The sequence below is a fragment of the Mesorhizobium sp. B2-5-7 genome, from assembly GCF_006440875.1.
In the GTDB taxonomy this organism is placed as follows: Bacteria; Pseudomonadota; Alphaproteobacteria; order Rhizobiales; family Rhizobiaceae; genus Mesorhizobium; species Mesorhizobium australicum.
In genome coordinates, this window is the sequence record NZ_VFUO01000005.1 from 144,588 (window position 1) to 167,401 (window position 22,814).

Genomic DNA, 22,814 nt, shown 5'->3' on the forward strand with positions numbered 1-22,814 from the left:
TAGCGGTAGCTGGCGTCCAAGGCGTCACAGGGACGAATGGCGAGAAAACATTCTGTTTGGAGAAGATCCGTCCCTTTGCGATGAGCGATCGCTTTCTTTAGCCATAACTCTGCTTCGCGACAGCGCTGTCGTCTTTGAGAGACGGTACGGGGAACGCCTCCACCTGCCCCTCGGTCTTGTCGAGATATTGCATTAACGCTGTCACCAAATGGTAGAAGATGCTGGCAGGAACCTCCGTCGCCAGCGATCGGCCGCGCTCGTCGATCCTGTCCATCCACAGGCCAAGCGGTGCGGGATCGATATGCCATCTGAAAAGGCGCGCGACACGAGCTTCGATCTCTGGTTTCAGATCGGGCCCGCCGATGCCATCCAACGCGATCGCCGCCTTGATCGCTTCGCATTGCGGCCAGCTACGCGAGAGCCTGTCGAGAGGCAGCCCTTGTCGCGAAACGGCCGCATACGCCAACCCTGTGGCTCGATTCAGCCCGCTGGCGACCGCCGACGAATAGAGTTTCCTCGCATAAGCAGCCAGATCTTTCTGCCCGCTTGCCCGCGCGAAGTCGACGAGCAGAGAGGCCCATTCGAAATGGTGCCCCGGTTCGGTCCACTGCCCCTGGTCTCCGGGCAACGGCAGCCAGTCCGCATCGAAATACTCGCCGAGCGTCCAACTTTCCTGATCGAAGAAATGGCTGCGGAAGAGATCGATGACGCGAGCCGCTCGACGCAGATATACGCGATCGCCGGTTACGGCATACCAAGCAAGGAAAGCTTCAAGCATGTGCATGTGTGGGTTCGAGGACCGAACCCCATTCCAGCCAGGTGTCTCAAGGAAGCCATTCAGGCTGCCATCCTCGAGGTGAGAGTCGATGAACTGAAATGTCTCCTGTGCAAGCTGAAGGCCAGCCTTGTGGCCGCATCGATAGGCATGGGCAAGTGCGAGGAGCACGCAGGAGTGATCATAGGCGTCCTCCACGGGGTCCGCCACGCTTCCATTCGGATTGAGGGTGCGTACCCACCCTCCGCGATCGGTGCGGCCGTATTTTGAGATGAAGTCGATTCCGTGATCGATGAGCTTGTCGGCGTCCCCGGTCCAGCCACGTTCCTTGGCCACCGCAAAAGCATAGATCTGGCGAGCCATCGTCCGCATCCGCTTGGGTTTGCTTAATGGCGTCGCATCGAAACGAAGCGCTTCGTGGAAGCCGCCATGCACATTGTCGACCCCTGCGTTTGACCAAAGCGGAAGGGTCTCGTTGAAGAGCCAGTGCTCGACGCGCTTGCGCCATGACCCGCTGACAATGACCCGGTCTTCCGACGCCGTGAATTTCGTCTCGAGACGCCCACTCTTCTCGAGTTGCTCGACGACCTTCTTCACATTCTGGCTATGGCTGACCGGGGCGACGAATATTGCGTCCGGCGTTGCGACCACCGCCACATCCTTCATCCCTATAACGGTGAGCAGCCGACCGTGGCTTCTGAGGTAGGAACTGTCGCAGTCCATGGCGACAACATCGCCCATTACCACGTTGCCATTGCCGTCCACGGGGCTCGCCTCCAGCAATGATTGCCACGATCCAAGGTCGTTCCAGCGGAAGGACGCCGTCACCATCGCGATGCCCTGCCCATGTTCCATGACCGCATAGTCGATCGATGTGGAGGGGACCGCCGAGTAGAAGCCTTGTGGCAGGTAAAGACCCGAGACATCCACCTTGGCCGTCTTGAAGGCGCGTTCCGCCGTTTCCCATATCTCCGGCTGAAATTCGATTAAAGCTCTCTGCATTGTGTCGGCACGAAACAGGAAGATGCCCGCATTCCAGTAGAACCTTCCCGACGATAAATACTTTTGCGCCGTCTCGATGTTCGGCTTTTCGACAAACCGTGAAACCGCGGCCGCGCCGTCACCATTGGCCGCAACCTCAATGTATCCATATCCCGTCTCTGGATGAGTGGGCTTGATGCCGAACACGACGATGCTTCCCGAGTCGGCGGCAGGCATGCCCGCTTCAACGGTCTCCCAGAACTGCGTCTCGGTCGATATCTCGTGGTCGGAGGGGACCACGAGCACAAGCGCGTCCTTGCCGTGCTTCGAAATCGTCTGCAGTGTCGCAATAGCGACAGCTGCCGCGGTATTGCGGCCCAGGGGTTCGAAAATCGGCTTTCCGCCGTTCAGCCCAAGCGGAGTTATGTCCGAGATGACCCGTTCGGCATGACGTTCGGATGCTATCAGATAGATCGGCGTTTCGCTGTGCGGCCACGCCTTCAGGCGCCGAACCGTCTTCGCCAGCATGGAACCGTCCCCCGAGAGATCGTGGAACTGCTTGGGATTGTCTTCGCGCGAGAGCGGCCATAGCCGGGACCCGACTCCTCCGCTCATCACAAAACTTACGATGCGGTGTGCCATGCTTCAGCTCCTCTCAGAATGTCTGGTTGTAGGCCCCGACCTCTGGATTGCGGCGCAGGACGGCGTCGATCGCCTCGAACATCTGGCGACGGCGCTCCGACGAGACGGGGCTTTCGACGACGACGACAATTTCGGGCTTGTTCGACGAAGCTCTGACCAGACCCCAGGTGCCGTCTTGAGCCACGACACGCACCCCATTGACGGTAACCAGATCAGCCAGCGGCTGACCCGCGAACACCGTCCCGTCCCCCTTCATCTTCATGAAGTCGCCGACGACCTTGTCGACAACGCCGTATTTGACTTCGTCGGGACAGTGAGGCGACATTGTTGGCGTGCCAAAGGTTACGGGCAGGGCGCGATAGAGGTCGGCCAGCGTCCTTCCCGGATTGCGGTCGAGCATCTCGCAGACGGTGATCGCCGTTATGAGGCCGTCGTCATAGCCACGCCCGATCGGCGGGTTGAAGAAGAAGTGCCCCGACTTCTCGAAGCCGGCGATTGCGTTAAGCTCGGCAACCCGTCGCTTGATATAGGAATGCCCCGTTTTCCAATAGTCCGTCCGTGCACCGTTTTGCGCGAGAACGGGATCGGTCATGAAAAGTCCGGTTGATTTCACGTCTACGACAAAGGTGGATTGCGAATAGAGGCTGGAAATATCTCGCGCCAGCATGACGCCGACCTTGTCCGCGAAGATCTCGGAGCCTTCATTATCCACCACGCCGCAGCGGTCGCCGTCGCCGTCGAAGCCGACACCCAAATCGGCACCGGTTTCCAAAACCTTGTCCCGGATCGCATGCAGCATTTGCATATCTTCGGGGTTAGGATTGTAGCGCGGAAAGGTGTGATCGAGCTCCACGTCAAGGGGGATCACCTCACAGCCGATGGTCTCCAGCACCTGGGGGGCAAATGCGCCCGCCGTCCCATTACCGCAGGCAACGACGACACGCGGCCTGCGTCGAACGTTCCTTCCGGTAGTCAAGTCTTCGATGTATCTCTCGCGAAAGTCGGAAACGAATTCGTAGCCGCCGCCACCCACCAGATCGAAGTCGCCGTTCAGCACGAGCGCCTTGAGCGCTGTCATCTGGTCAGGCCCGAATGTAAGAGGCCTCTGCGCGCCCATCTTCACTCCGGTCCAGCCGTTCTCATTGTGGGAGGCCGTTACCATGGCAACAGACGGAGCGTTGAGTGCGAACTGCGCGAAATAGGCGGTCGGGGAAAGCGCAAGGCCGATGTCCTTGACACGTGCGCCAGCCGCCATCAGCCCTGACACCAACGCAATCTTTATGGACATCGAATAGCTGCGAAAGTCATGGCCGGTAATGATCTCAGGGCCCACGCCCATCCGGCGGATCAGAGTACCCAGACCCATGCCCAGCGCTTGGGCGCCCATCAAATTGAGTTCGGGCTCTTTCTCAGAGCCCGGATGCCCAAACCACCAGCGCGCATCATACTCGCGGAAGCCAGTGGCTTTGATGAGAGCATTGTTCTCGAACGCGAATGTGTTTGGCTTGGCTTGGCCGACTATGTTTAGGGTCACGACTTTCGCTCCGAAATTGCGCCAACATTCCTAGCATCTCGGCGAGCCACGGCCGCTTCATGAATTCGGGTAGCGCTACCCCACGCTTCGTGCCGCCTCATCCAATAGGTGGAGCCCATCGATGATCGAAAGGATGTCTCGTCTGGGCATGGCGGTTGAGTATCGTGGGAAGTAGGCCCGCGTCGGGCGCTAACCTCAATGTGGCTGTGTAGTGCCGCTGACACCATTCAGTTTCCTTTTTCGGAAGAACGTCGATCATAGGCGTTTCCGAGCCTTGGCACGTGCGCTCGACGGCATTCAGCCAGAAATCGAAAGAGAATCGGAGCGACTTCGCGGGGCCTGGAAACACATGACAGATTGTGCGGCGTTTTCCCTGGAGGCAACGGAAAACGGGGATAAGAGCGAACGCCTGTCAGCTAAGCTGGATATTCTCGCCCGGGACCTTGCAGCCAACGGAGCACGACAGTTGCTGCTGGAACGGCAGAAGTCATTTCTAGCCACGATAAGGGCCGGTCTGCCGCGCATTCTTCACTCCCACAGGGCGTAGGTCTACGCCAATTGGTGGCGTTTACCTTCCCCCGCGTCGGCGTAGTCTTTCTTGCAAAGCTTGGGATCGCGGGGCCTCGGCTCTTATGAGAACATCGGGCGGACGCCATGAAGCTCTTGTGTCGGGCGGCGTGCACGAAGGATTCTCCTTCATGCCCGCCGGAGACGTTGAATGAACCGTTTGTTCGCCAGCCAATGGCCCTTGGCAACCAATCATCAGGCCAATGCCGGACAAGAATTCATCGGCCTCTCGGACATAACCGAGTTTCTGAGATATTATGTCGGAACAATGTCGGCCTGCCTTGCCGCGGCACTCCTGGTCGCATGGTTTTACAATTCGACCACCGATCCGGTTTTTACAGCCAGCGCGAAGATATTGATTGAACCGAAGCTGCCCCAACATCTGCAGGAGGGTGGCGAAATAAATCTCTCGTTGGACACCGCACAAATAGAAAGTCAAATCGCTGTACTGCAATCCGAGAAGATTGCTTCCATGGTCATCGGTCGGTTGAAACTGATTGAGGATGCAAGTTTCAATCGCCCCGAGACACCGATATTGCAGGAGAGATTTAGGAAAATCAAAGATATAATGGTCCAGGCTGTGGGGCTTGAGAAAAGCATCTGGCTGAACGCGCTCTGGGGGCATATCGGTTTAGGCGCTCCGGAGTCGGTCGCGAAGCTGACCGACTACCAGAAGTCACGTCTCAGCATGCTGATTTTCCTCAATGGCCTCGATGTGCGAAGGGTGGGTGTCTCCTACGCGATAGACATATCCTTCACCTCCGCGGATCCCGAGGGCGCCGCCAAGATTGCGAATGCAACGGCCGACGCCTTCGTGCATGAGCAGATCGACACCAAGGCCGAGTCGGCAAGAGAAGGTGGGGCATGGTTGGAAAAACGCCTTCAGCAACTGCGCACCCAGATGAACGAGGCAATGGCCAGGGCACAGGCATTCCGCTCTCGACACGATTATAGCGTAGGCGCTGATTCAAGTGCCGGTGACGGCGTCAATTCTGAACCTACTCTCGAAGAACTCGAGGTGACCGCCGACACCTACCGAAAAATGTATGAGAGCTTTCTGCAGGCTTATACCAATTCAGTAAGCCAGCAATCCTATCCCGTCGCCGATGCAAGAGTAATCACGGCCGCGACACCACCGCTTCTTCCAAGCGCTCCAAAACCGAAGCTGGTGTTGGCCTTCGCCGGCGTCGCAGGGCTCATTCTCGGCATTGGCCTTTCCTTCGCGCGGCATTCATTCGACTGGACCATACGCTCGCCACGTCAAATCCGCGATAACCTGGAAATAGAGTGCGTAGGAGAATTGGCGCCCACCAGCAAGCGCAGGGAATTCGGAAACGTCGACGAGGTGACTAGGCATCCGTGGTCGCGATACAGCCAGAGTCTGAGGAAAGTGCGAACCGAAATCAGCTTGGCGGAGACGAACCATCCGGTGAAATTCCTTGGCCTGACTGCAGTGTCGAACAACAGTCAGAAGAGTTCCGTCGTCAGCAATCTCGCGACCCTGTATTCTATGTCCGGCCTAAAGACATTGGTGATCGACGCCGATGTCCGGAGATCGACGATCACCACTCAACTGCTTGGGCGCTCGAACGTCCAGGGCAAAGAGTGCCAGGATGGTTTTCAACACAATGTCATTCGCGCCCTGGGGCGGCGGTTCGACGTTCTTTCAAGTTCCGTGGTGGATGCAAAAAGCCTGCTCGTGCCAAGAAACATGCAGGCTTTCCTGTCTCAAGTCAGTGCTGAGGATCCGACAGCCGACGAACTGGCCGCTTATGATATGGTCATCGTTGACCTGCCAACGCTCGAATCCGGGGCGGATGACCTGATCGTTGGATCCGTGCTCGATGGTGTCGTGGTCGTTGCGGAGTGGGGAAGGACGCACGTCGACACGTTGCGGGAGCTTGTGAGGACGCTGCAGGCCTCCAGGACGCCGATACTTGGCGTGCTTCTCACGAAGGCGCGGGCAATGACGTCCAAGCACCGTCGGATTGCGGCCAAGCGCAGCGCTTTCGGAAGTCGGCAAAGCGTGTAGGGCAATCATACGTGAGGATTAGGGGGTAGCCGTTGGAGTATCGCGCTACCTCCTTTGCATTTCTTGCCGGCAAGTTCCGTCCTTGGAAGACTGTGGAAGTTGAACAACGAGAAACAGCGACCGTCACATGACAAACGCCTTCGAGAAGCAGTCGCACCAGGGGGGGGCGCTTTGGGGCCAGCCCGCTGTGCCGGCGGCGGTCGAGAGCAGGGCGGTCCTGCATGTTGTTTCTGCGCGTGACTACGCCGGCGCCGGGACCGTGTTGAATGACCTGTCGGATGTCATCACTGGAGCGACGAACCCTCCGATCGGAGGCGTCCTCAAACGGATCATGGATCTGGTCATCGCCGGCGCAGCGCTCGTTTTCGCCGCGCCCGTCATCATCCTCGTAGGTCTGTTGATCAAGATTACGGCCGGCGGTCCGCCAATATTCTCGCATAGCCGCGTAGGCTTCGGCGGAAGGTCATTCGATTGCTATAAGTTTCGCTCGATGGTGCGCAATTCGGACGAAGTTCTGAGTGCATATCTTGATGCCAACCCCGACGCACGCAGAGAGTGGGAAGAGACCCACAAGATCAGGAACGATCCGCGCGTTACGCTCTTGGGGCGACTGCTGCGCAAGTCCAGCCTGGATGAGCTTCCCCAACTCATCAACATACTGCGCGGTGACATGAGTTGCGTGGGCCCAAGACCTATCGTCAAGGACGAACTCAGGCGTTATGGCGAGCATCAGGCGGAGTACCTCGCAACCAGGCCGGGACTCACCGGTCTTTGGCAGGTGAGTGGAAGAAGCAGCATGGACTATGATAACCGCGTTGCGCTCGACAGCCAATATGTGCGGAACTGGTCGGTCTGGCTCGACGTCGTGATCCTGCTCAGGACCATTGTCGCGGTCATGCGGGTCGACAGGGCCTCCTGAAGCGTCGAGCGACGATCACTTTTCGTTTCGAGTCCAGCAGTGCGCTAGATACAAGCCTGCGAGGTAGGCGCAAGCCAGAACAAATACCAGAATTAGAGATTTGCCAACGGTCACATAGCCAGGCAGCCCCATGCTATTCCAGGTGACCGCCCCGATCACCAGCAGCGCGGTCGCTGCCAGCAGCGCCGCAGCCTTGAATCGTAAACCCAGTAGTATCCCTGCCACCGACACGGCCAGTATGCTTGTGAGCACCGATATCTCCAGTGGCACCAGCAGAACCAGTCGGCTTGCCGCGGCAGGGAGTTCCGTCAGGGGCCAAGAGCCCGCGTGCGCCAACTGATATGCGGCCTCGCAGTGCAAGGCAAGTGCTAGAGACGGTGTGTCGGAATGCTGTTCGAGATCGCGAACGGGTACTTGTAGGGCGACATATTTTTCGGGTCATAGCCACGAGCATGACCATGCACGACCCGCTGTGCCCGTCCAACGCCACCTGTAGCAAGAGGGCAGCCCGGTCGATCAGCGGCCGAGCCAGGATACGGCCCTGGTTGGCCCCAACCCGGATCCGGTCAGTTCGTACTTCCAACAGCAGTTGTTTCCGCCTGGATGCTTGTATCCGCTGCGGGCAAGCTATCTAAGCCCGACTGCGGCAGCGGGATTTCGACCTTCACGGTATCGCCCGGCTCGACGAGGGTTGTCTCCTGGGCAGCAAACTCTTCCGTGCCGCTGTCTTTCGGCCTCACAATCGTGAAGATCGGCTTGGCCCTCGCGGCATTTTGCCTTAGCGCCAGCAGTGCGGGCACTGCAACCTGGGTCTCGCGCAGCAACTGCACCGCGGTGTCGGACTTGCTGGTGACCTCATTGAGCTGCTGTTGTGTCTCGCGCAAGCCCTCGGCAACCTCGCTGGAATGCTGATTGCTGAGGTTGAGGATTTCGATGTCCGTCTTGCTCATCTCCTGCCTGACACGCAGCATCGAGGTCTCGGCCGCCAATCTGTCGCTCTGCATCTGGGCGACGGTCCCCTCCAGCGAGAGTTCCCGCGGTGCGACCGCGAGGCCCTTCTGCACGAGATTCGAGACACCCGCGAGCTCCTTTTGGATGAGTTCGATCTGTTTGTCATGGAAAGTCAGCTGTTGCTCGAGCGAGGCCAGCTCCTGTTGCAGGAAGTCCTTGAGTTCTCGCAGTGAGCGCAGTTGGGTCGCCAGTGCATCCTTGCGGATAACGAAAATCTTGCGTTCCTGGTCCATTGCCAGCGCAACGGTTGCGTTCGAAGCCCTGTCCCTCAGTTCGCTCGGGAAAGCGATGTCTTCACTGCCGGCCAGCTCTGACAGCAACCGCGCTTTGCGCGCGAGCAGGCTGACATTGTTCAAAGCCAGCAGCCCGACATCGCCTTGGCCCGTAATGAACTCTCGTCCAAGCCGAGACACATCGTCCTCGCGTATAGGCAACCCGCCGGCGACCCCGAGCGCCTGCAGTACCGTCAGGCCGGGCCTGTAGGGAAATTCTCCGGATTGCTTGACGTTGCCGATGATATAGAATGGCCTATATTGGGCAATCTCCACGGCCACATCCGGCTGGCGGCCGAGACCCATGTGCTGCATCAGCCGATCGCCTATGGCGTGAGCGAGATCCCCGGGAGCGGAGCCCTCGGCGCGCATCTGCCCAACAAATGGCAGGAAGAGCGTCCCATCGGCACCGACAGTGAAACTGTCATTGAGAGCCGTCCACTCGAAGATGACGTCACGCGATGCGCGCCATTCGTAAACCTTGAGCCTGACCTTGTCCTGCGGCCCAAGCAGGTACTCCGCGGCTGACGCCGGCAGCGGACAGGCAGCAGCTGCCGCCAATGAAATCCCTGCCACTGTTGAAAGCAATTTGCGCATTGTCTTCCCCCGTCGTCAGATCTTCAGGATGTATTCGGGTTCGATTCGCCCCATGGCGATATGCAGGATCGCGAGCGCGTTCCCGCTGAGACGACCCCTTCGGTCGACATATGGCTCGGGCCAAAGGCTCTTTGCGAGGTTGGCTGCAATATTCCTGAACATAAGGGGAAGCGCGAAAGAGGCTGGAACTGTCCCTTTCCTTACCAGGTAGACGGCATTGGCGACCTGGGAGTAGCCGAACCGCTTTCCGCTGACGCGTCCCGTTTTTATTCCAAGATGAACACCCGTGATCGACGTCACGCATACGACGCGACCTCTGGTTCTCATTTGACTTGTGAAGTCGATGTCTTCCTGCCAGCCATAGAGGACGAGGCGCTCGTCGAAGCGCAAATCGCCAACCAGCGAGGAACGGAACGACATGTTGCATCCGTAGGCACCGACATGGTCGACCACGCAGGGTCCATTTGCTGTGTGGCCTTCCGATTCCCTTAGCGCAGCTTCTGCATCCTCCCAGGTAAGACCGGCATTGGTGGCGCCGTCTCTGACGACCCTGCCCATCACAACCGCCCATCCCTCATTTCCAGCAAATGCCTCCTCGACCTGCCCCAGGTATCGAATGGAGGGAACGAAATCGTCGTCGAAGAATGTTATGATGTCGAAACGCCCCAATGCGGGCACAAGAGCCGTGTTGCGTTGGGCAGCCAATCCTTTCGGACCGAAAACACTCGATACCGGGAACGGGCAGCCGTCCGGCAGTTCGATGTGTGTGGCGTCGGGTGCCGACAATATGACTTCATCGGGAGGTCTTGTCTGGCCGCCTAAATATCCAAGCAGGCGAGCAACTTGCTCGCTGCGTCCGAGGGTCGGGATAATTACTGCAAGTTTCATGTTTCTTCCAGGCATCGCTTCCCTGACCCTATGATGACGCGAGGGCTCAAGCAGCCTGCATAAAAGTGGGCTCGACCAACGGGGCCTACCCCCGGGTACCCGCTTTTGAAGTATTTCCCGCAAGCGGCTCACAATCATAAGCGGTAGGGCAAATGCCAGCCGGCAGCAGTCCGTGACCGATCGGACAACTTGCGATCCTCCTTCGACAAAACAGAAACTGAGGCCTCAAAGGGGAAGGGGAGAACCATGCTCCATGAACGCTCTTCCGACCTGGCCATCGCGGCCAAGGTCGAAATGCCGATTGAGGAGTTTCCGGCTGCTCCGGTGTCCGACTTCGACAGATATGCCAGGATAGCGGTCGTTCACGACTGGTGCCCAAATTTCCGGGGTGGCGAACGAGTTCTGGCGCAGATATGCAAGCAATTTCCCAATGCAGAGGTGTTCACACTTTTTGATTTCCTCCCGGCTGAGGTGAAGGAGCAATACTTTCGCGACGTGGAATTTCATGCCTCCGCGGCCAATCGGATACCGATGGTACGGAAATTCTACCGGTCCCTCTTCTTCTTTTGCCCATTTCTGATCGAGCAGTTCGACGTGACCGGCTATGATGCTGTGATCTCGTCTTCGGCGGCATTTTCCCGAGGTGTGATCACAAGACCTGATCAGCCGCATCTGTGCTATGTGCACAGCCCCGTCCGCTATGCCTGGGATGAGCAATTCTCCTACCTTCAACAGGGCAAGCTCGGCTTCGGTCCGAAAGGACTGCTCTACCGCTATATGCTGCACCGTCTGAGGACCTGGGATACGAGAACCGCGCACGGTCCAGACCTGATGCTGGCGAATTCAAACTATGTCCGTTCCCGAATCCAGCACATTTACGGACGTGACGCACGGGTTGTTTTCCCGCCGGTCTCGCTGAAGGAATTGCCCTGCGTAGAGGACAAGGACGACTACTACGTCTCGGCGTCCTTCCTGGCCCCCTACAAGCGCACCGACCTGGTGATCAGGGCTTTCAACGAGATGCCGTCGCGACGGCTGGTCATAGTCGGCGAAGGGCAGCAATCAGCCAGTTTACGATCGCTGGCGGGTCCGAACGTCACATTTTCGGGGTTCCTCCCTCGCAAGGAATATATCGATACGCTTGCCCGGGCGAAGGCGATGGTGTTTGCGGGTTGCGAGGACTTCGGCATCGCGCTGGCCGAGGCGCAGGCCTGTGGGACGCCGCTGATCGCTTTCGGCAGAGGCGGCGCGGTCGATATCGCGCGAGGCCTGGGAGCAAAGTCCGAGCCGACGGGGGTACTGTTCAAGGCTCAGACCATCGAGCACCTCATAGACGCGGTCAAACGGTTTGAGGAACACAGCCACCTCATCACGCCCCAGGCCTGCGGCAAGAACGCGCAGCGCTTCTCGGAAGAGAATTTCGACCGCGCCATGCTGGAGTCCATAGGAGCGGTCCAGGCACTTCACGCGATCATGTGAGTTCACGCAGCCTGACTATGTTGGTTTCTGTACCGATACCGTCAGCAACAGCCATCGCCTGCAGGTAGCGCAAGGCGCTTGCTCTCCAGCTATATGCCGAGGCTCTAGCCTGTCCCGTCCCTATCAACTGCAGGCGCAGGCTCCTGGAATTGCGGAGTTCCATGAAACGGTCGAACCATGCCTGCGGATTGTCAGCGGCAGCATAGAGGGCTGCGTTCCCACAGACCTCTGGCAGGCTGGCGCGTTCGGACACGACAACCGGACAGCCGAGCGCCATTGCTTCGACAACCGGGAGACCAAAGCCCTCTGTTAGTGAAGGAAAGGCCAGGCAAAGCGAGTCCGTCAACAGCGCAGCCAACTCGTTGTCGCAAATGCGTCCGAGCCAATGGATGTTTCGGGCTTCAGCTCTGGCCGATCCTGTTTTGAAAATGGCCGAACCCGCCATGCCGACAACCGCGATCTTCAGTCCAGCTTTGCCAAGGCGGTCGGCCATATCGAGAATGAGATTCACATTCTTGTGGGGTGCGGCGCTGCCGATCATGACGATGGTTTCGCGCGAGGCGGCCAATCGTGTCGCTGCCGAGTGTTCAGCCTTCCACAGCAAGGCATGTTCATGGCCGTTCGGCGCAACGAAGACCCTCCGCTCTGGGACGATGTCCCGCCGGACCAGTTCGCCTAGCGAAAAATTGGAAACTGTCGAAATGCGGCATGCCATCTTGCCGAGGCATGGTAACAGCGCTTTGTAGGAGGTCCTGAAGCCAAGTGAATAGCTTTGTGGGGCATTCCAGACATTTGCATCGTGAATGCACACGATATGCTTGCGCGACAGAACCGGCCCGGTATTGCACAGGCTGAGTAGCCCGCCGCCGCGCACAGAGGCGGCTAGCCGGGTCTGCTCCCATAGATGCCCACCGCTGCTGCCTAGCACGCAACGTTCGATAGAATTGAGCGGTATGTCCGAGCTCCCCGGTGGGCAGTGAAGCCTGAGCTCAAGCCCACAGGTGAGCGGCGCCTGTTCGGTGATCAGCGCGTCCAGCGAACGGACGATCTCTCCCGCATAGCGCTGGACGCCCGTTGTCGGTTGGGAAAGGAAACGTCCGTTTATTGTCCAGTGCCGTGCCATGTCACCCTCTCGATGTTTCTAGTTTTAAACCGCTAGCGCGTGCGGTCACTACGGCCGTTGGGTCATCCAGACGCGCTGAGGGTCATCCAGCCAGGCGAGGGCGAGCGTTGGAACTACCTCAAACGTTTGAGGGCCGCTGCGTTGGCGACGGTGTTAGTCTGGCTGTTGGTCCGGCAAGGTGGAGGAGATGGTGGGCAAATCTGAGTTCAATGCGGCGCCGGCGTTGCAGTCCAGGAACTCGCGCCGGCAGAGCGCCGCCGCGATGGTGGCAAGATCGCTTCCCGACGGCTCGCCGTACCTGATTGGCCATCCTGGCCGGACACCGTCGGACTTCGAGCCGCCCAAGCGGCGGTGGACGATAAACGGCGATTTCACGACGCTTCGACGCAATGGGATAGCGCGTTACGCCCACGAGGTGACGATGGCTCTCGATGCCCTTATTTCCGAAGGGCATCCCTTGGGTCGCGACCTTGAGATCGATCTCGTGGTGCCGCGCCCGCCTGCCGAGGCTCTTCATCTCAAAGCCATCTCGATGCGGATCGTCCCTGAGTTCAACAGGCCTCGACTTCCGCAGTTGTGGGTGCAGGCGCAGTTGCCCTGGCACGTGCCGGGAGGGCTGCTCAGCTTCTGCAACCTCGCGCCCGTCGTGCTGAGACGCCAAATTGCGTGCATCCACGACATGCATACGAGAATGATGCCGTCGAGCTACGCGAGAGGGTTCCGTTGGGCACACCGCCTGATCCTTCCAATGCTGGGCAGGCGGGCCGCACGGATCACGACGGTTTCGCAACTCTCCCGCAGTCATTTGGTCGAGTTCGGGATCGCACGCGAGGAAAATATCGTCGTTACCTACAACGGCAGCGATCATGCCAAGAAGTGGGACGCAACAAGATCATCCCTGACCGTCAATCGGGGCAGGCCATATGTCGTTTGCCTAGGCCGGGGGGATCAAGAATACAAGAACATGGGGCTTCTAGCCAAGCTCGCATCGTTTCTAGATGGGATGGGTCTCGACCTCTGGATGCCTGGGGATATCGACGAGACCACGGTCTTGCGGCACGTCCCGGAAATGCCGTCGAACCTAATCCTTCTTGGGCGCGTAAACGATCACGACTTCAAAAAGGCGCTCGAAGGCGCCCTCTGCTTCCTGTTTCCATCACGGATCGAAGGCTTTGGGCTGCCCGCAATCGAGGCGATGGCCTCGGGTTGCCCGGTCATAGCCTCGACTTCGCCCTGTTTGCCTGAAATCTGCGGAGATTCCGCGCTCTATGCGGACCCGGACGACGTACAGTCATGGGCCGAAAACGTTCGCCAGCTAGCGGTTGACCCGGATTTGCGTAAGCGAATGGTTGGCAAGGGCCATACCCGGGCGAGCAGCTATTCTTGGCGATGGATCGCATGGAAGTATCTCGAGCTTATGATCCAGGTCGACGCGGATTTCGGGGAAGTCTACGGGTAGTCGAACGCAAGTGCAGTTACCCCCAACTGATTGCCGCACAAAGCACATATCAATTCGTTTCATCACGGCACGCATCAACGCCCATCCGAGTGTCCTGTCAGGGAAGTGGCAGTCAAATAGTCATGCCGCCTGATGGCTAGGTCATGGCCTCCAAAGGAGGTAATGCGAAGCTTCCCACCCCCGTATAGGCAAATTGCTTCAACATCCGGTAGTTCCGACAATCCCGATATTGAATGTCGTACAGGGAGGCATGATCGCTATGTCGTTTCGTTTTGCAGCCGCGGCTGCTTTGTTGCTGACAGCATCCGCGCCCGCATCCGCCGATTTGCTCTGGGGCGTGAACGGCCATCCGGTGGTTTCCTACCCGGATGTTCCGATCGAAAGACAACTCGATTTCGTCAGAGATCTCGGCGTCAAATCATATCGGGTCAACATCACGGCGGCAGATCAAGGAGATACCCTTGCGCGACTCGTAAAGGCCGGCAAAGAAAGAGGGATCGAAATACTGCCCGTGATCACGCCGGGACTAGACCTGGACAAGGACAAGCCGGAAGAGCTTTATGGCGAGGCTCGGCAATTGGCGTTCGCCCTTGGGGCCAGGTTCAAGAACGATATCCGCGTTTGGGAACTCGGCAACGAGATGGAGATATACGCCATCATAAAGCCCTGCGAGAAACGCGATGACGGGTCGCAATATCCATGCGGGTGGGGTCCAGCGGGTGGAAACGGAGTGCTCGACTACTACGGTCCGCGCTGGGTGAAGGTGAGCGCCGTCCTCAAAGGCCTGTCCGAGGGCATGACGGCAGTCGACCCGAGCATAAAAAAGGCAATGGGTACAGCTGGATGGGGCCATACTGGCGCCTTCGCGCGGATGAAGCAGGATGGAATCGCCTGGGACATCTCCGTCTGGCACATGTACGGGGAAGATCCCGAATGGGCTTTCCGCGAGATTTCCTCCTACGGCAAACCGATCTGGGTCACCGAATTCAACAACCCCTACGGAAGTCAGCGCAGTGAGCGCCAGCAGGCTGACGGCGTCAAGCAAACAATGACACGGCTTCGCGAACTCCAGGACAAGTACAAAGTCGAAGCAGCGCACATCTACGAGCTGCTGGATGAGACCTACTGGGCTCCAAGCTTCGAAGCCAATATGGGGCTGGTCAGACTTGCCGCAAACAAAGGCAAATGGATAGCAGGTGAACCCAAACCTGCCTATATGGCTGTTCGCGACATCACCCGTGGCCCGCAGCCCCTGCCCAAACCACGCCGGGATTGCGATGCGGGTGCCAAGTTTGCCGACGGGTTCACCTATGTGCGTCAGGTAAATTTTGCCTATTGCCTCGTACTTGGCCATAACGGCGACGCTGCGGAGTTGGATCGCTGGTCGGCAACGCTCGAGAGCGGAGACGCCCGGCTCACCAACGTGATCATGGAAATGATTCGCTCCGAAGAATTCGAGGCTAAGTATGCCACGATTGGGCTTACCGACCGCGCCTATGTCGCGTTTCTTTACCTGCTCTTGTTGGAACGCCCTGCGGACAGCTACGGTATGGAAACCTATACCCGCCAGTTGCGCTTAGGATCAATGACGCGCGATGCCATTGCCTTTGGCATCGTCAGCTCGAGCGAATTCAAATCCCGACATTCTGCCATGCGCGACGCCTCGGATGTGCCCGCGCCCGACTAAGCAGGGCAAAGACGCCGGTTATGGCGGTGGCATTGCAAGTCCATTGCTCCGGCCGCGGCACAAGACTTGAGGCCACCGCCGGCAGGTCCGTCTGATTTCACGGTTGACCGGAATCTGTACAAGCATGGTTGTTTCGCGCCATACCATGGGCCCTGAAGGACGAGATCATCAGGCAGATGCATCACCAGCCGGCCGGGGCGCGAATTTACCAATTCCTTTCGCGACAGTGGCCGCGCCCCATCGGAGTTGCCGAGATGAACGCCGTTCCTTTTTGCCAGGGTCGCAGCACGCGCATTCGCGACGTTGGAACCGCCGTTGCAGCGCTGCCCCCCACTGCTCTTAAGACGGCCGGAGAGACCACGATTGATGAAACCTGGCGCGAGAACCGACACTGTCCTTTGCCCGCGTCGGTGTGAGAGCACCTGCAGTTGGTGCATGATCCTGCAAACGGAATAGATTTGCGAAAACAACCGCGGTGCTTAAGCCGATATTGCGTTTTGGCTCAGACGAGACGCCATTCGAACAATGGCGGAGCGATATTAACAAAAATACGGCCCCCCGGGGCTAATCCCCAACGGGCCGCCTGAAACCACTATCATTCTTGCGCGAGAGCGCCTTCGCCGAAAAGATCGTTCACCTTGTAGGCGACCTCTGTCCTGTTGGTTGCCTTCAGTTTTTTCATGATGTTTCGGATGTGCACCTTCACAGTGCTTTCGCGCAAGTTCAGTTCGTAGGCTATGATCTTGTTCGCCTTACCTCGCCGAAGCGCCTGAGCCACTTCAGCTTGCCGGTGCGTGAACATAGCCGTCAACGGACGCGTCTCGCGGCTGCCTGAATCGATCAGATGCCGCATCGACAGCACGCTGCTGGCCGGCACGAAGATGCCACCCGCCGCCGCAAGGTTGACGGCTTCGACGCAGACGTCAATACCAACAGAAGTCGGGATGTATCCGCGTGCGCCGCATTCAAGTGCTGTTAGTATTTGCCCGAGATCTTCTGTATCAGATAAGATTATTACTGGAACAGAGCTGAACTCAGAAGAGATGGCTCTGATCTCATCTGCAATCCCGCGGTCAGTAAATTTGCGTCCGCCAAGATTAAATAGAATGGCAGCTAGAGGAGGATAAGCCCCCTTCTTTATACGCCATTCTTCGATCAATCCCATGGCGGCAACGGCCATTCCCAGGTCATGATCCTCGAGGGCCGATGCGAGACATTCGCGGTCCAACGCCCTTCCGTCCAGAATAAGGAGGCATTCTCTATCTGCTTGTTCGCTGCCCCTTCTAATGCTGCTCGACGGAGTTTCTGGTTGACTTGCGGAGTCGAAATTATGCAGTCCGTTTGCAGAAATCATACTAGTACCCCAACCCTTGATCAAACACGACGACCTTCTGGCGGCCGACATAACCCCCTCAAATTCCCGGATTTTCTTGAAGTTTTCTGCCCGTCCCGTGAAGGCCTAGCTGGACTTCTTCAGCTTAGAGCGCTCCTCGTTTCCCAAACGCCACCTAGGATTGAATAGTTTATGCTTTACAAGTGGGTGCTAATCTAAGTTAATTTTCCGATAATTTTTTTATTCAAGCCGAGCGAATGTCGCCAGTTGCGCGGGCAACAGGGCCGGCCGATAAGCTCAGTTCATGAACCGAGCATGCAAATAGTCCGAGATTGACTAAGCCGTCATGCTCATTCAATAGGCGGAAGCTGGGCAGGCAGTACTCTGTGGCGTCTTGCCACAAAAGGCTTCGTTGACGAAATGCGTTGCCCAGGACGAACATCGATTTGCCAGCGTCTGCCCGGGCCTTCGCGGTCTGTCTGCGGACACGCGAGACAAGATAGGGGAGCCGCCCGCCCGCCCCGATGGCTCCTCTACCGCTTTGCGGGAGCAGCGCCAGGACGGCGTAGTAGAAATCCGCCTGCCGGCATTGGCTGACAGGCTGATAATGCTCCTGGAATTGACGCTGGACCTCAGGCGTTTCCCTGGGGATCCGTCTCACTCAGCCACCGCCTACCCTTTTCATCGCTGCGGGTCACGGTTTCGAAGGCATCGATCAACTTCTTGGCGGCCTTGTTGGCAAGGTGGGATTCAGGATAATGGGCGCTCACAGCGCGCGCCCGTTCGTAAATTTCCCTCAATTGCATCATCTGCTTAGGGCCAAATGCGCCATGGACAACCTGGGTGGTCATACCGCTTATCCTCCTCAACATGGACCTCTGGAGAACCCACCCCGTTTGCCAAGAGCTCCCGATAGTGTCCCATTAACACGACGTCTCTCGATTGTAAGCAGAGACGTGCCCGCAGTTCTGTGTATAAGTGTGACATTCGCCGCCGTCGAGGCGTTCTTTAGTGTGCGTTTGCCAATTAGCCGTTTGCAGGAAGGGGTAGGCGGGAATCCGCAAGGGCGGCGTCTCGAAAATTCCGGAGGTGTCGGCCCTACGCCGCACGTGCTTCTCTTGCTCAAGCAAATCGCTCCATGCTCGCCATCCATTTCTGGCAGCCCGTTTTACCAGGCTCACCGACAAGCATAACGCCGCGGTGGGGTCTGCCGCTGCTCGGTGCTAGGGCCTCCCGCGGGACACGGGACTACGCCGTTTGGCTCTCTTGCCCAAGCTATGTGCCTGTCGAAAGATGCATCACCGGATAGCGTCTTTCGTCAACGTTACCATGACCAACTGAGAGCGGGGCTCGATCAGCAATGCAGGTTTCTTTACCGGGTCTGCTGGTGTGCGCGGCTATTCTGATCATTGCATACTATTCCCGGGGACTGCTGATCGTTGGGCTGATTGCTTCCCAGGCATTCGGCGCCACGGCCCTCATGACCCTGACTGTTTTGGGTGGGTCATCTCCGCTCATCTACACCGTGTTCGAGGCTCTACTCGTCGCTGCCGTCGCTGCCAGACGACGTATATGGCTTGACTTGGGAAGCGTGTTTGGGAGCATCCGCCCGGTCTGGATCCTTGCGAGCCTCATGGTGTACGCAATCATTGGGGCGTGGCTGTTTCCAAGGTTCTTCGCCGGCCAAACGGCCGTCTTTGTCCAGTCGAAAATCCGCGGCACCGTCGTGGAAGCGTCGCTGGCTCCGGTTTCAGGCAACATCTCTCAGACGGGCTATTTCATTCTCGGTGGGCTCACGACCATTGCGCTTTGCACCCTGTTGCTGCACGCCGACAGGATAGACCAGCTACGCCGTGGCTTCTTCTTGTGGTGCGCCCTGCACGCTGGCATGGGGCTGATTGATTTCGTCAGCAAGAATGCCGGTGTGGGCGACGTGCTCGCCCCGGTCAGAACCGCCAACTATGCGATCATCAGCGACGCGTACGAGGCCGGTTTCGCGCGCATCACGGGACCTTTTTCCGAGGCTTCTTCGTTTGCCGGCGCTTCACTGGTCTGCCTGGCTTTCTCTTACACATATTGGAGAATGACCGGATCGCGCCTTGCCCAGTGGCTGTCGGCCATCCTGATTTTCCTGACCATCCTTTCGACGTCCTCGACCGCCTACGTTGGCCTGACTTTACTGTGTATTCCGGTCGCCCTCTCAATGCTGGCATCAGTTCTCCGGGGAAGAGTCGAACGGGAGGAGATATTGATCACGGTGCTGATGGTGCTGGGCGTGGCCGTTGTTATGGGCGTCAGCCTCTACCGGGCCGACGCGCTGGACCCCTTCGTCAGGCTCATCAACAGCACCATCGTCAACAAAGCCGATTCCGCCTCGGGGCATGAGCGCACCTATTGGAACCTCAAGAGCCTGCAGTCCTTCGTCGACACCAGTGGCCTTGGCGTCGGCTTCGGCAGCTCCAGGGCATCGAGCTGGCCGATCGCGGTTCTCTCCCAGCTTGGTTTGTTTGGGTCTCTGATGCTGGCAATGCTGCTCGGTGTCCTGATCAGGGGCTTGGGCGGGCTCCAACAGTGGGTGGCGCCTGAAACGGCTGCAGTTGCAATGAGCATCAGGAACGCCGCCTTCGCGGGCATAATCGCTAACTCGGTGTCTGGTGGCAGCGCCGACCCCGGCGCCGTGTTCTTCATCGCAATCGCCGTCGTCTCTGCCACCAGGGTCAGCGCCTTGCGCATGGCGGCAGATTTTGAAAGGCGCAATCCCTATCGGGCGGCACAGCCCACGCCTGCTGTCGATGCCGCTACCCCTTTTGGCGCCGAGACGGGCTGAAAATGAAGGCGTGCGCTGGCAGCGGGCAATGCCATTTTGATCTCGCGCGGCCCAGCCCCTTTTTGACCGCCGCCTATGGGCGAGGCGGCAATCCAACGCCCTGGACCCATTTTATGCTCCCAGCAGGAGACTTCTCCAGCCCTGCAGGAAGCTTCGTTTCGAGGCGCGGGAAGCAACGTCGCGCAGCTCGAGGCTGGTCTGCGCCTTTTCGTGAGAACTCCGTAAAAACGCGCGCCGCATCGCCTGTCCGATTGCTGCCGTGTCTTTCGGCGACACTTGTGCGCAGACGCCTTCCACGGCTTCCACCAAGGCACTGTCTTCGGAGACGATGGGGAGAAGGCCCATATGGGCAGCCTCCAAGGCTGGCATGCCGAACCCTTCCAGGAGGCTCGGCAGGACGAATGCCTCAGCGTGCGCGTAGAGCCAGCGCAACTGGCTGTCCGGCACATATCCCGGCATCACAACCCCCGGTATCGAGTTCGCAAGATCAATGATCTTATCGCGGCCCTCGCCTCGCGGACCGCAAAGCACGTATTTGATACCTTGCTCATAGAACCCGGCGTCCCGATATGCCTCAAGCGCGGCCTTCTGGTTCTTGCGTGTTTCAAAGGCGCCAACCGTCAGGAAGAAGGGGCTGTCGATACCAGGAAGGGCTTCCAGGGCTCCGGTAAATAGACCCGTACGCACGTACAGCGGAATCGTGGTGAGGAAGCGGAAGTGCAGCCCGAAGATCGAAACGAAATTATCTTTCGACCAATCGCTGACGAAAACGACCCCGGGTCTGCACCTGCGGATTTTTTCATAAGCGACACGGTAGTTCTCGACGGTTACAGCGTCATAGAGAAAACTATGGCTCAAAGGGCCGACGTCATGGCAGAGCACGATATCTTTTTCGGCCAGCTCCGATCTCAGCACAAAGAGCGGATCGAGAAAGACGCGCGTGTTCCGGTCGGCGGCTTTGCTGCCGATCAAGCAGCGTGGGCTGTCCTTGAGCCAGTTGATTTCCAGCATCATCAGCCGCGCCGCGATCTTGCGGGCCAGGCCTTCGGGAGCGAGCGCACCAAGCCGCCAATACCGAACCTGCGCGTGTTCGGGAACGAACTCCTGACAAAGGTCCTTGGCGATGTGCCAAGCGCCAGTCCGGTTCAATATCGATAGCGAGTTTTCAAAAAGTGGACGGCCGACAGCTGCAGCCACGGGCGGCTCTGCACAAGCCGATGCAAATCTTCCCTCCGCCCTCCGTGGAGCTTGCCGCTTCTCAATTTCCAACAACCGTTCACCTAATGTCGAACCGTCGGCGGCTTTGATCCGATGCGCAGCATCGGAAAAATTGTCGCAAGTTTCAGTTGATTGTCAAAAGCGTATCGGGGGGCAGGTTTTTGTCAACAAAATCACTGGGGAGGAGGCTCCTCTAAAAGAGCAGGTTCGGTCTAACCTTATTGGCTGATAGTTGCGCCACTGAGATTGACCATCCACCTGCAGATTTCGCGCCTCCTTGCGCTCGCTATGTCGGCCGACTGGCATGGCGCAGGTCGACTGCGGGTCAGGGCAGTCGGCGCTCTACCACCTCTGCCATGCCCGCCGCGAGTTCTGCAGCCAGTCATCGATAATTGGTGCAAGAGCGTCATCGTCAGGCCATTGCAAGGGCAGCGAGTGGACACGTATTCAGTCCACCCGGTCGAAGGATGCCAGCCTCATTCGGACTGGCGGGCCGCAGCAGGGGAGGGCGGATATGCCGCCTTTCATTCAGTTCCAGATCAGCGGGCGAGCGAGCGGAGCGAAAGTGGGGTCGTCCTCAGCTAAAACACCCAGGGCCTGGAGGAAGGAGCCTAACCCTTTCAGGCTCCTCCGGGAGCCTGCCGGGATTGTCCCCTCGCGGTCGATCTAATTATCAGCAAAAGATTCAGAACGCCCGTCGTAAGCTGTCATCCAATCATCCGCCGCGCGTGCGACCGCAAGTTCAGTTGGATCCGGCGCTTGAATTCCGTGGGCTTGAGCATAGGCCTCAAAGGTCGCGCACGCCGCCTCAATGTCTCTTTTGTCGGCAAGCGCGGACCGGCAAAGGGCGGCTGCCGCCTCATAGATGGGGCTGCGTCTGCCGGTCCACTCATCGAGGACCTGAACGGCTTCTTGAACGGACGTCACAGGATGGGGAAAGCCAAGCCCCACGAACACGTGAACTGGATGACTGAAGCGGTGCACCGACATTGTAGGAGGCTCCGTTGGGATGGGCTGTGGCCCGACTGCCGGGGATGATTTTTGGACTTATTTGGCAGCCGGGCCGGGGCCATCACTGGCGTGCTTATCTTCGCCGACTATCAGCAACAACACAACTAAACCTTAAGGATAGCCCTTCCGAACGTGGGCCATTGCCTCGATAACCAAGGTGCAGTTCGCGAAGTAAAGTCAAAGGCATTTGCGGTTTTCCTTTCGCGGGTTACGCAGTAGGACTTAAGTCTCATGTCCTAGGTTCCTAAGGTCTAAGCTGGCCGCTTTGGTTCCGCGAACGTCTATGGAATGTTCCTTCGTCGAGTAATCTCGATTAGTGCTCCAGGTAATACGCCGGCAACTCACGGCGGTCCAAGAGGGAGGTCGACTGTTCAGGTTCGGCGGAGCGATACGGGCAGACTTCTCATCTTGGTCAATCAAAACCAGATAACATCGGCGACCCGTTAAGCTCAGCACGCC

16 protein-coding genes are annotated in these 22,814 nt (G+C 58.2%); 6 read left to right on the forward strand and 10 right to left on the reverse strand.

Going from position 1 to position 22,814, the window contains the following annotated elements; genetic code table 11:
- Positions 1-97 precede the first annotated feature (97 nt).
- Complete coding sequence (locus FJ543_RS21800; protein WP_140877036.1) at positions 98-2,398, reverse strand: mannose-1-phosphate guanylyltransferase/mannose-6-phosphate isomerase; 2,301 nt, start codon at positions 2,396-2,398, stop codon at positions 98-100.
- 13 nt (positions 2,399-2,411) lie between these two features.
- Positions 2,412-3,932 (reverse strand): phosphomannomutase/phosphoglucomutase, encoded by a 1,521-nt coding sequence (locus FJ543_RS21805; RefSeq protein WP_140877038.1) that lies wholly within the window; start codon positions 3,930-3,932, stop codon positions 2,412-2,414.
- Positions 3,933-4,650: 718 nt separating this feature from the next.
- Here FJ543_RS21805 and FJ543_RS21810 point away from each other — a divergent pair.
- Both FJ543_RS21810 and FJ543_RS21815 read left to right on the forward strand, forming a co-directional pair.
- The gene (locus tag FJ543_RS21810; RefSeq protein ID WP_140877040.1) at positions 4,651-6,531 is read left to right on the forward strand and encodes a GNVR domain-containing protein; all 1,881 of its coding nucleotides are present in this window, start codon (positions 4,651-4,653) and stop codon (positions 6,529-6,531) included.
- A 127-nt stretch (positions 6,532-6,658) separates the two neighbouring features.
- Positions 6,659-7,450 carry a sugar transferase gene (locus tag FJ543_RS21815; protein ID WP_246678851.1) on the forward strand — a complete coding sequence of 264 codons (792 nt, stop codon included), beginning with the start codon at positions 6,659-6,661 and terminating at the stop codon, positions 7,448-7,450.
- Between the two features lie 15 nt (positions 7,451-7,465).
- On the opposite strand, the gene FJ543_RS21820 is transcribed toward FJ543_RS21815, so the two are convergent.
- The 3 genes from FJ543_RS21820 to FJ543_RS21830 form a co-directional block, all read right to left on the reverse strand.
- Positions 7,466-7,702, reverse strand: coding sequence for a hypothetical protein (locus FJ543_RS21820; RefSeq protein ID WP_140877042.1), 237 nt, complete (start codon positions 7,700-7,702; stop codon positions 7,466-7,468).
- A gap of 314 nt (positions 7,703-8,016) precedes the next feature.
- Complete coding sequence (locus FJ543_RS21825) at positions 8,017-9,330, reverse strand: polysaccharide biosynthesis/export family protein (RefSeq protein WP_140877044.1); 1,314 nt, start codon at positions 9,328-9,330, stop codon at positions 8,017-8,019.
- 15 nt (positions 9,331-9,345) lie between these two features.
- On the reverse strand, positions 9,346-10,218 hold the full coding sequence (locus FJ543_RS21830) for a glycosyltransferase (RefSeq protein ID WP_140793005.1): 873 nt from the start codon (positions 10,216-10,218) through the stop codon (positions 9,346-9,348).
- Positions 10,219-10,512: 294 nt separating this feature from the next.
- On the opposite strand from FJ543_RS21830, the gene FJ543_RS21835 reads away from it, so the two are divergent.
- Complete coding sequence (locus FJ543_RS21835; protein ID WP_224682252.1) at positions 10,513-11,697, forward strand: glycosyltransferase; 1,185 nt, start codon at positions 10,513-10,515, stop codon at positions 11,695-11,697.
- Here FJ543_RS21835 and FJ543_RS21840 read toward each other — a convergent pair.
- Complete coding sequence (locus tag FJ543_RS21840; protein WP_140877048.1) at positions 11,690-12,820, reverse strand: glycosyltransferase family 1 protein; 1,131 nt, start codon at positions 12,818-12,820, stop codon at positions 11,690-11,692. The genes FJ543_RS21835 and FJ543_RS21840 overlap by 8 nt on opposite strands.
- Positions 12,821-13,007: 187 nt before the next feature.
- Here FJ543_RS21840 and FJ543_RS21845 point away from each other — a divergent pair, with 187 nt between their 5' ends.
- Positions 13,008-14,279 carry a glycosyltransferase family 1 protein gene (locus tag FJ543_RS21845; RefSeq protein ID WP_224682223.1) on the forward strand — a complete coding sequence of 424 codons (1,272 nt, stop codon included), beginning with the start codon at positions 13,008-13,010 and terminating at the stop codon, positions 14,277-14,279.
- 250 nt (positions 14,280-14,529) lie between these two features.
- On the forward strand, positions 14,530-15,966 hold the full coding sequence (locus FJ543_RS21850) for a DUF4214 domain-containing protein (RefSeq protein WP_224682222.1): 1,437 nt from the start codon (positions 14,530-14,532) through the stop codon (positions 15,964-15,966).
- 595 nt (positions 15,967-16,561) lie between these two features.
- On the opposite strand, the gene FJ543_RS21855 is transcribed toward FJ543_RS21850, so the two are convergent.
- Together FJ543_RS21855 and FJ543_RS21860 are read right to left on the reverse strand one after the other, a co-directional pair.
- On the reverse strand, positions 16,562-17,341 hold the full coding sequence (locus FJ543_RS21855; RefSeq protein WP_224588096.1) for a response regulator transcription factor: 780 nt from the start codon (positions 17,339-17,341) through the stop codon (positions 16,562-16,564).
- 590 nt (positions 17,342-17,931) lie between these two features.
- A complete protein-coding gene (locus FJ543_RS21860; RefSeq protein ID WP_140793013.1) occupies positions 17,932-18,150 on the reverse strand; it encodes a hypothetical protein in 219 nt (72 codons plus the stop codon).
- Positions 18,151-18,659: 509 nt separating this feature from the next.
- On the opposite strand from FJ543_RS21860, the gene FJ543_RS21865 reads away from it, so the two are divergent.
- Complete coding sequence (locus FJ543_RS21865) at positions 18,660-20,126, forward strand: hypothetical protein (protein ID WP_140877049.1); 1,467 nt, start codon at positions 18,660-18,662, stop codon at positions 20,124-20,126.
- Positions 20,127-20,237: 111 nt separating this feature from the next.
- Here the strand turns inward: FJ543_RS21865 and FJ543_RS21870 are convergent, their stop codons facing one another.
- A complete protein-coding gene (locus FJ543_RS21870) occupies positions 20,238-21,323 on the reverse strand; it encodes a glycosyltransferase (RefSeq protein WP_140877051.1) in 1,086 nt (361 codons plus the stop codon).
- 687 nt (positions 21,324-22,010) lie between these two features.
- The gene (locus FJ543_RS21875; protein WP_140877053.1) at positions 22,011-22,334 is read right to left on the reverse strand and encodes a DUF982 domain-containing protein; all 324 of its coding nucleotides are present in this window, start codon (positions 22,332-22,334) and stop codon (positions 22,011-22,013) included.
- Positions 22,335-22,814 lie beyond the last annotated feature (480 nt).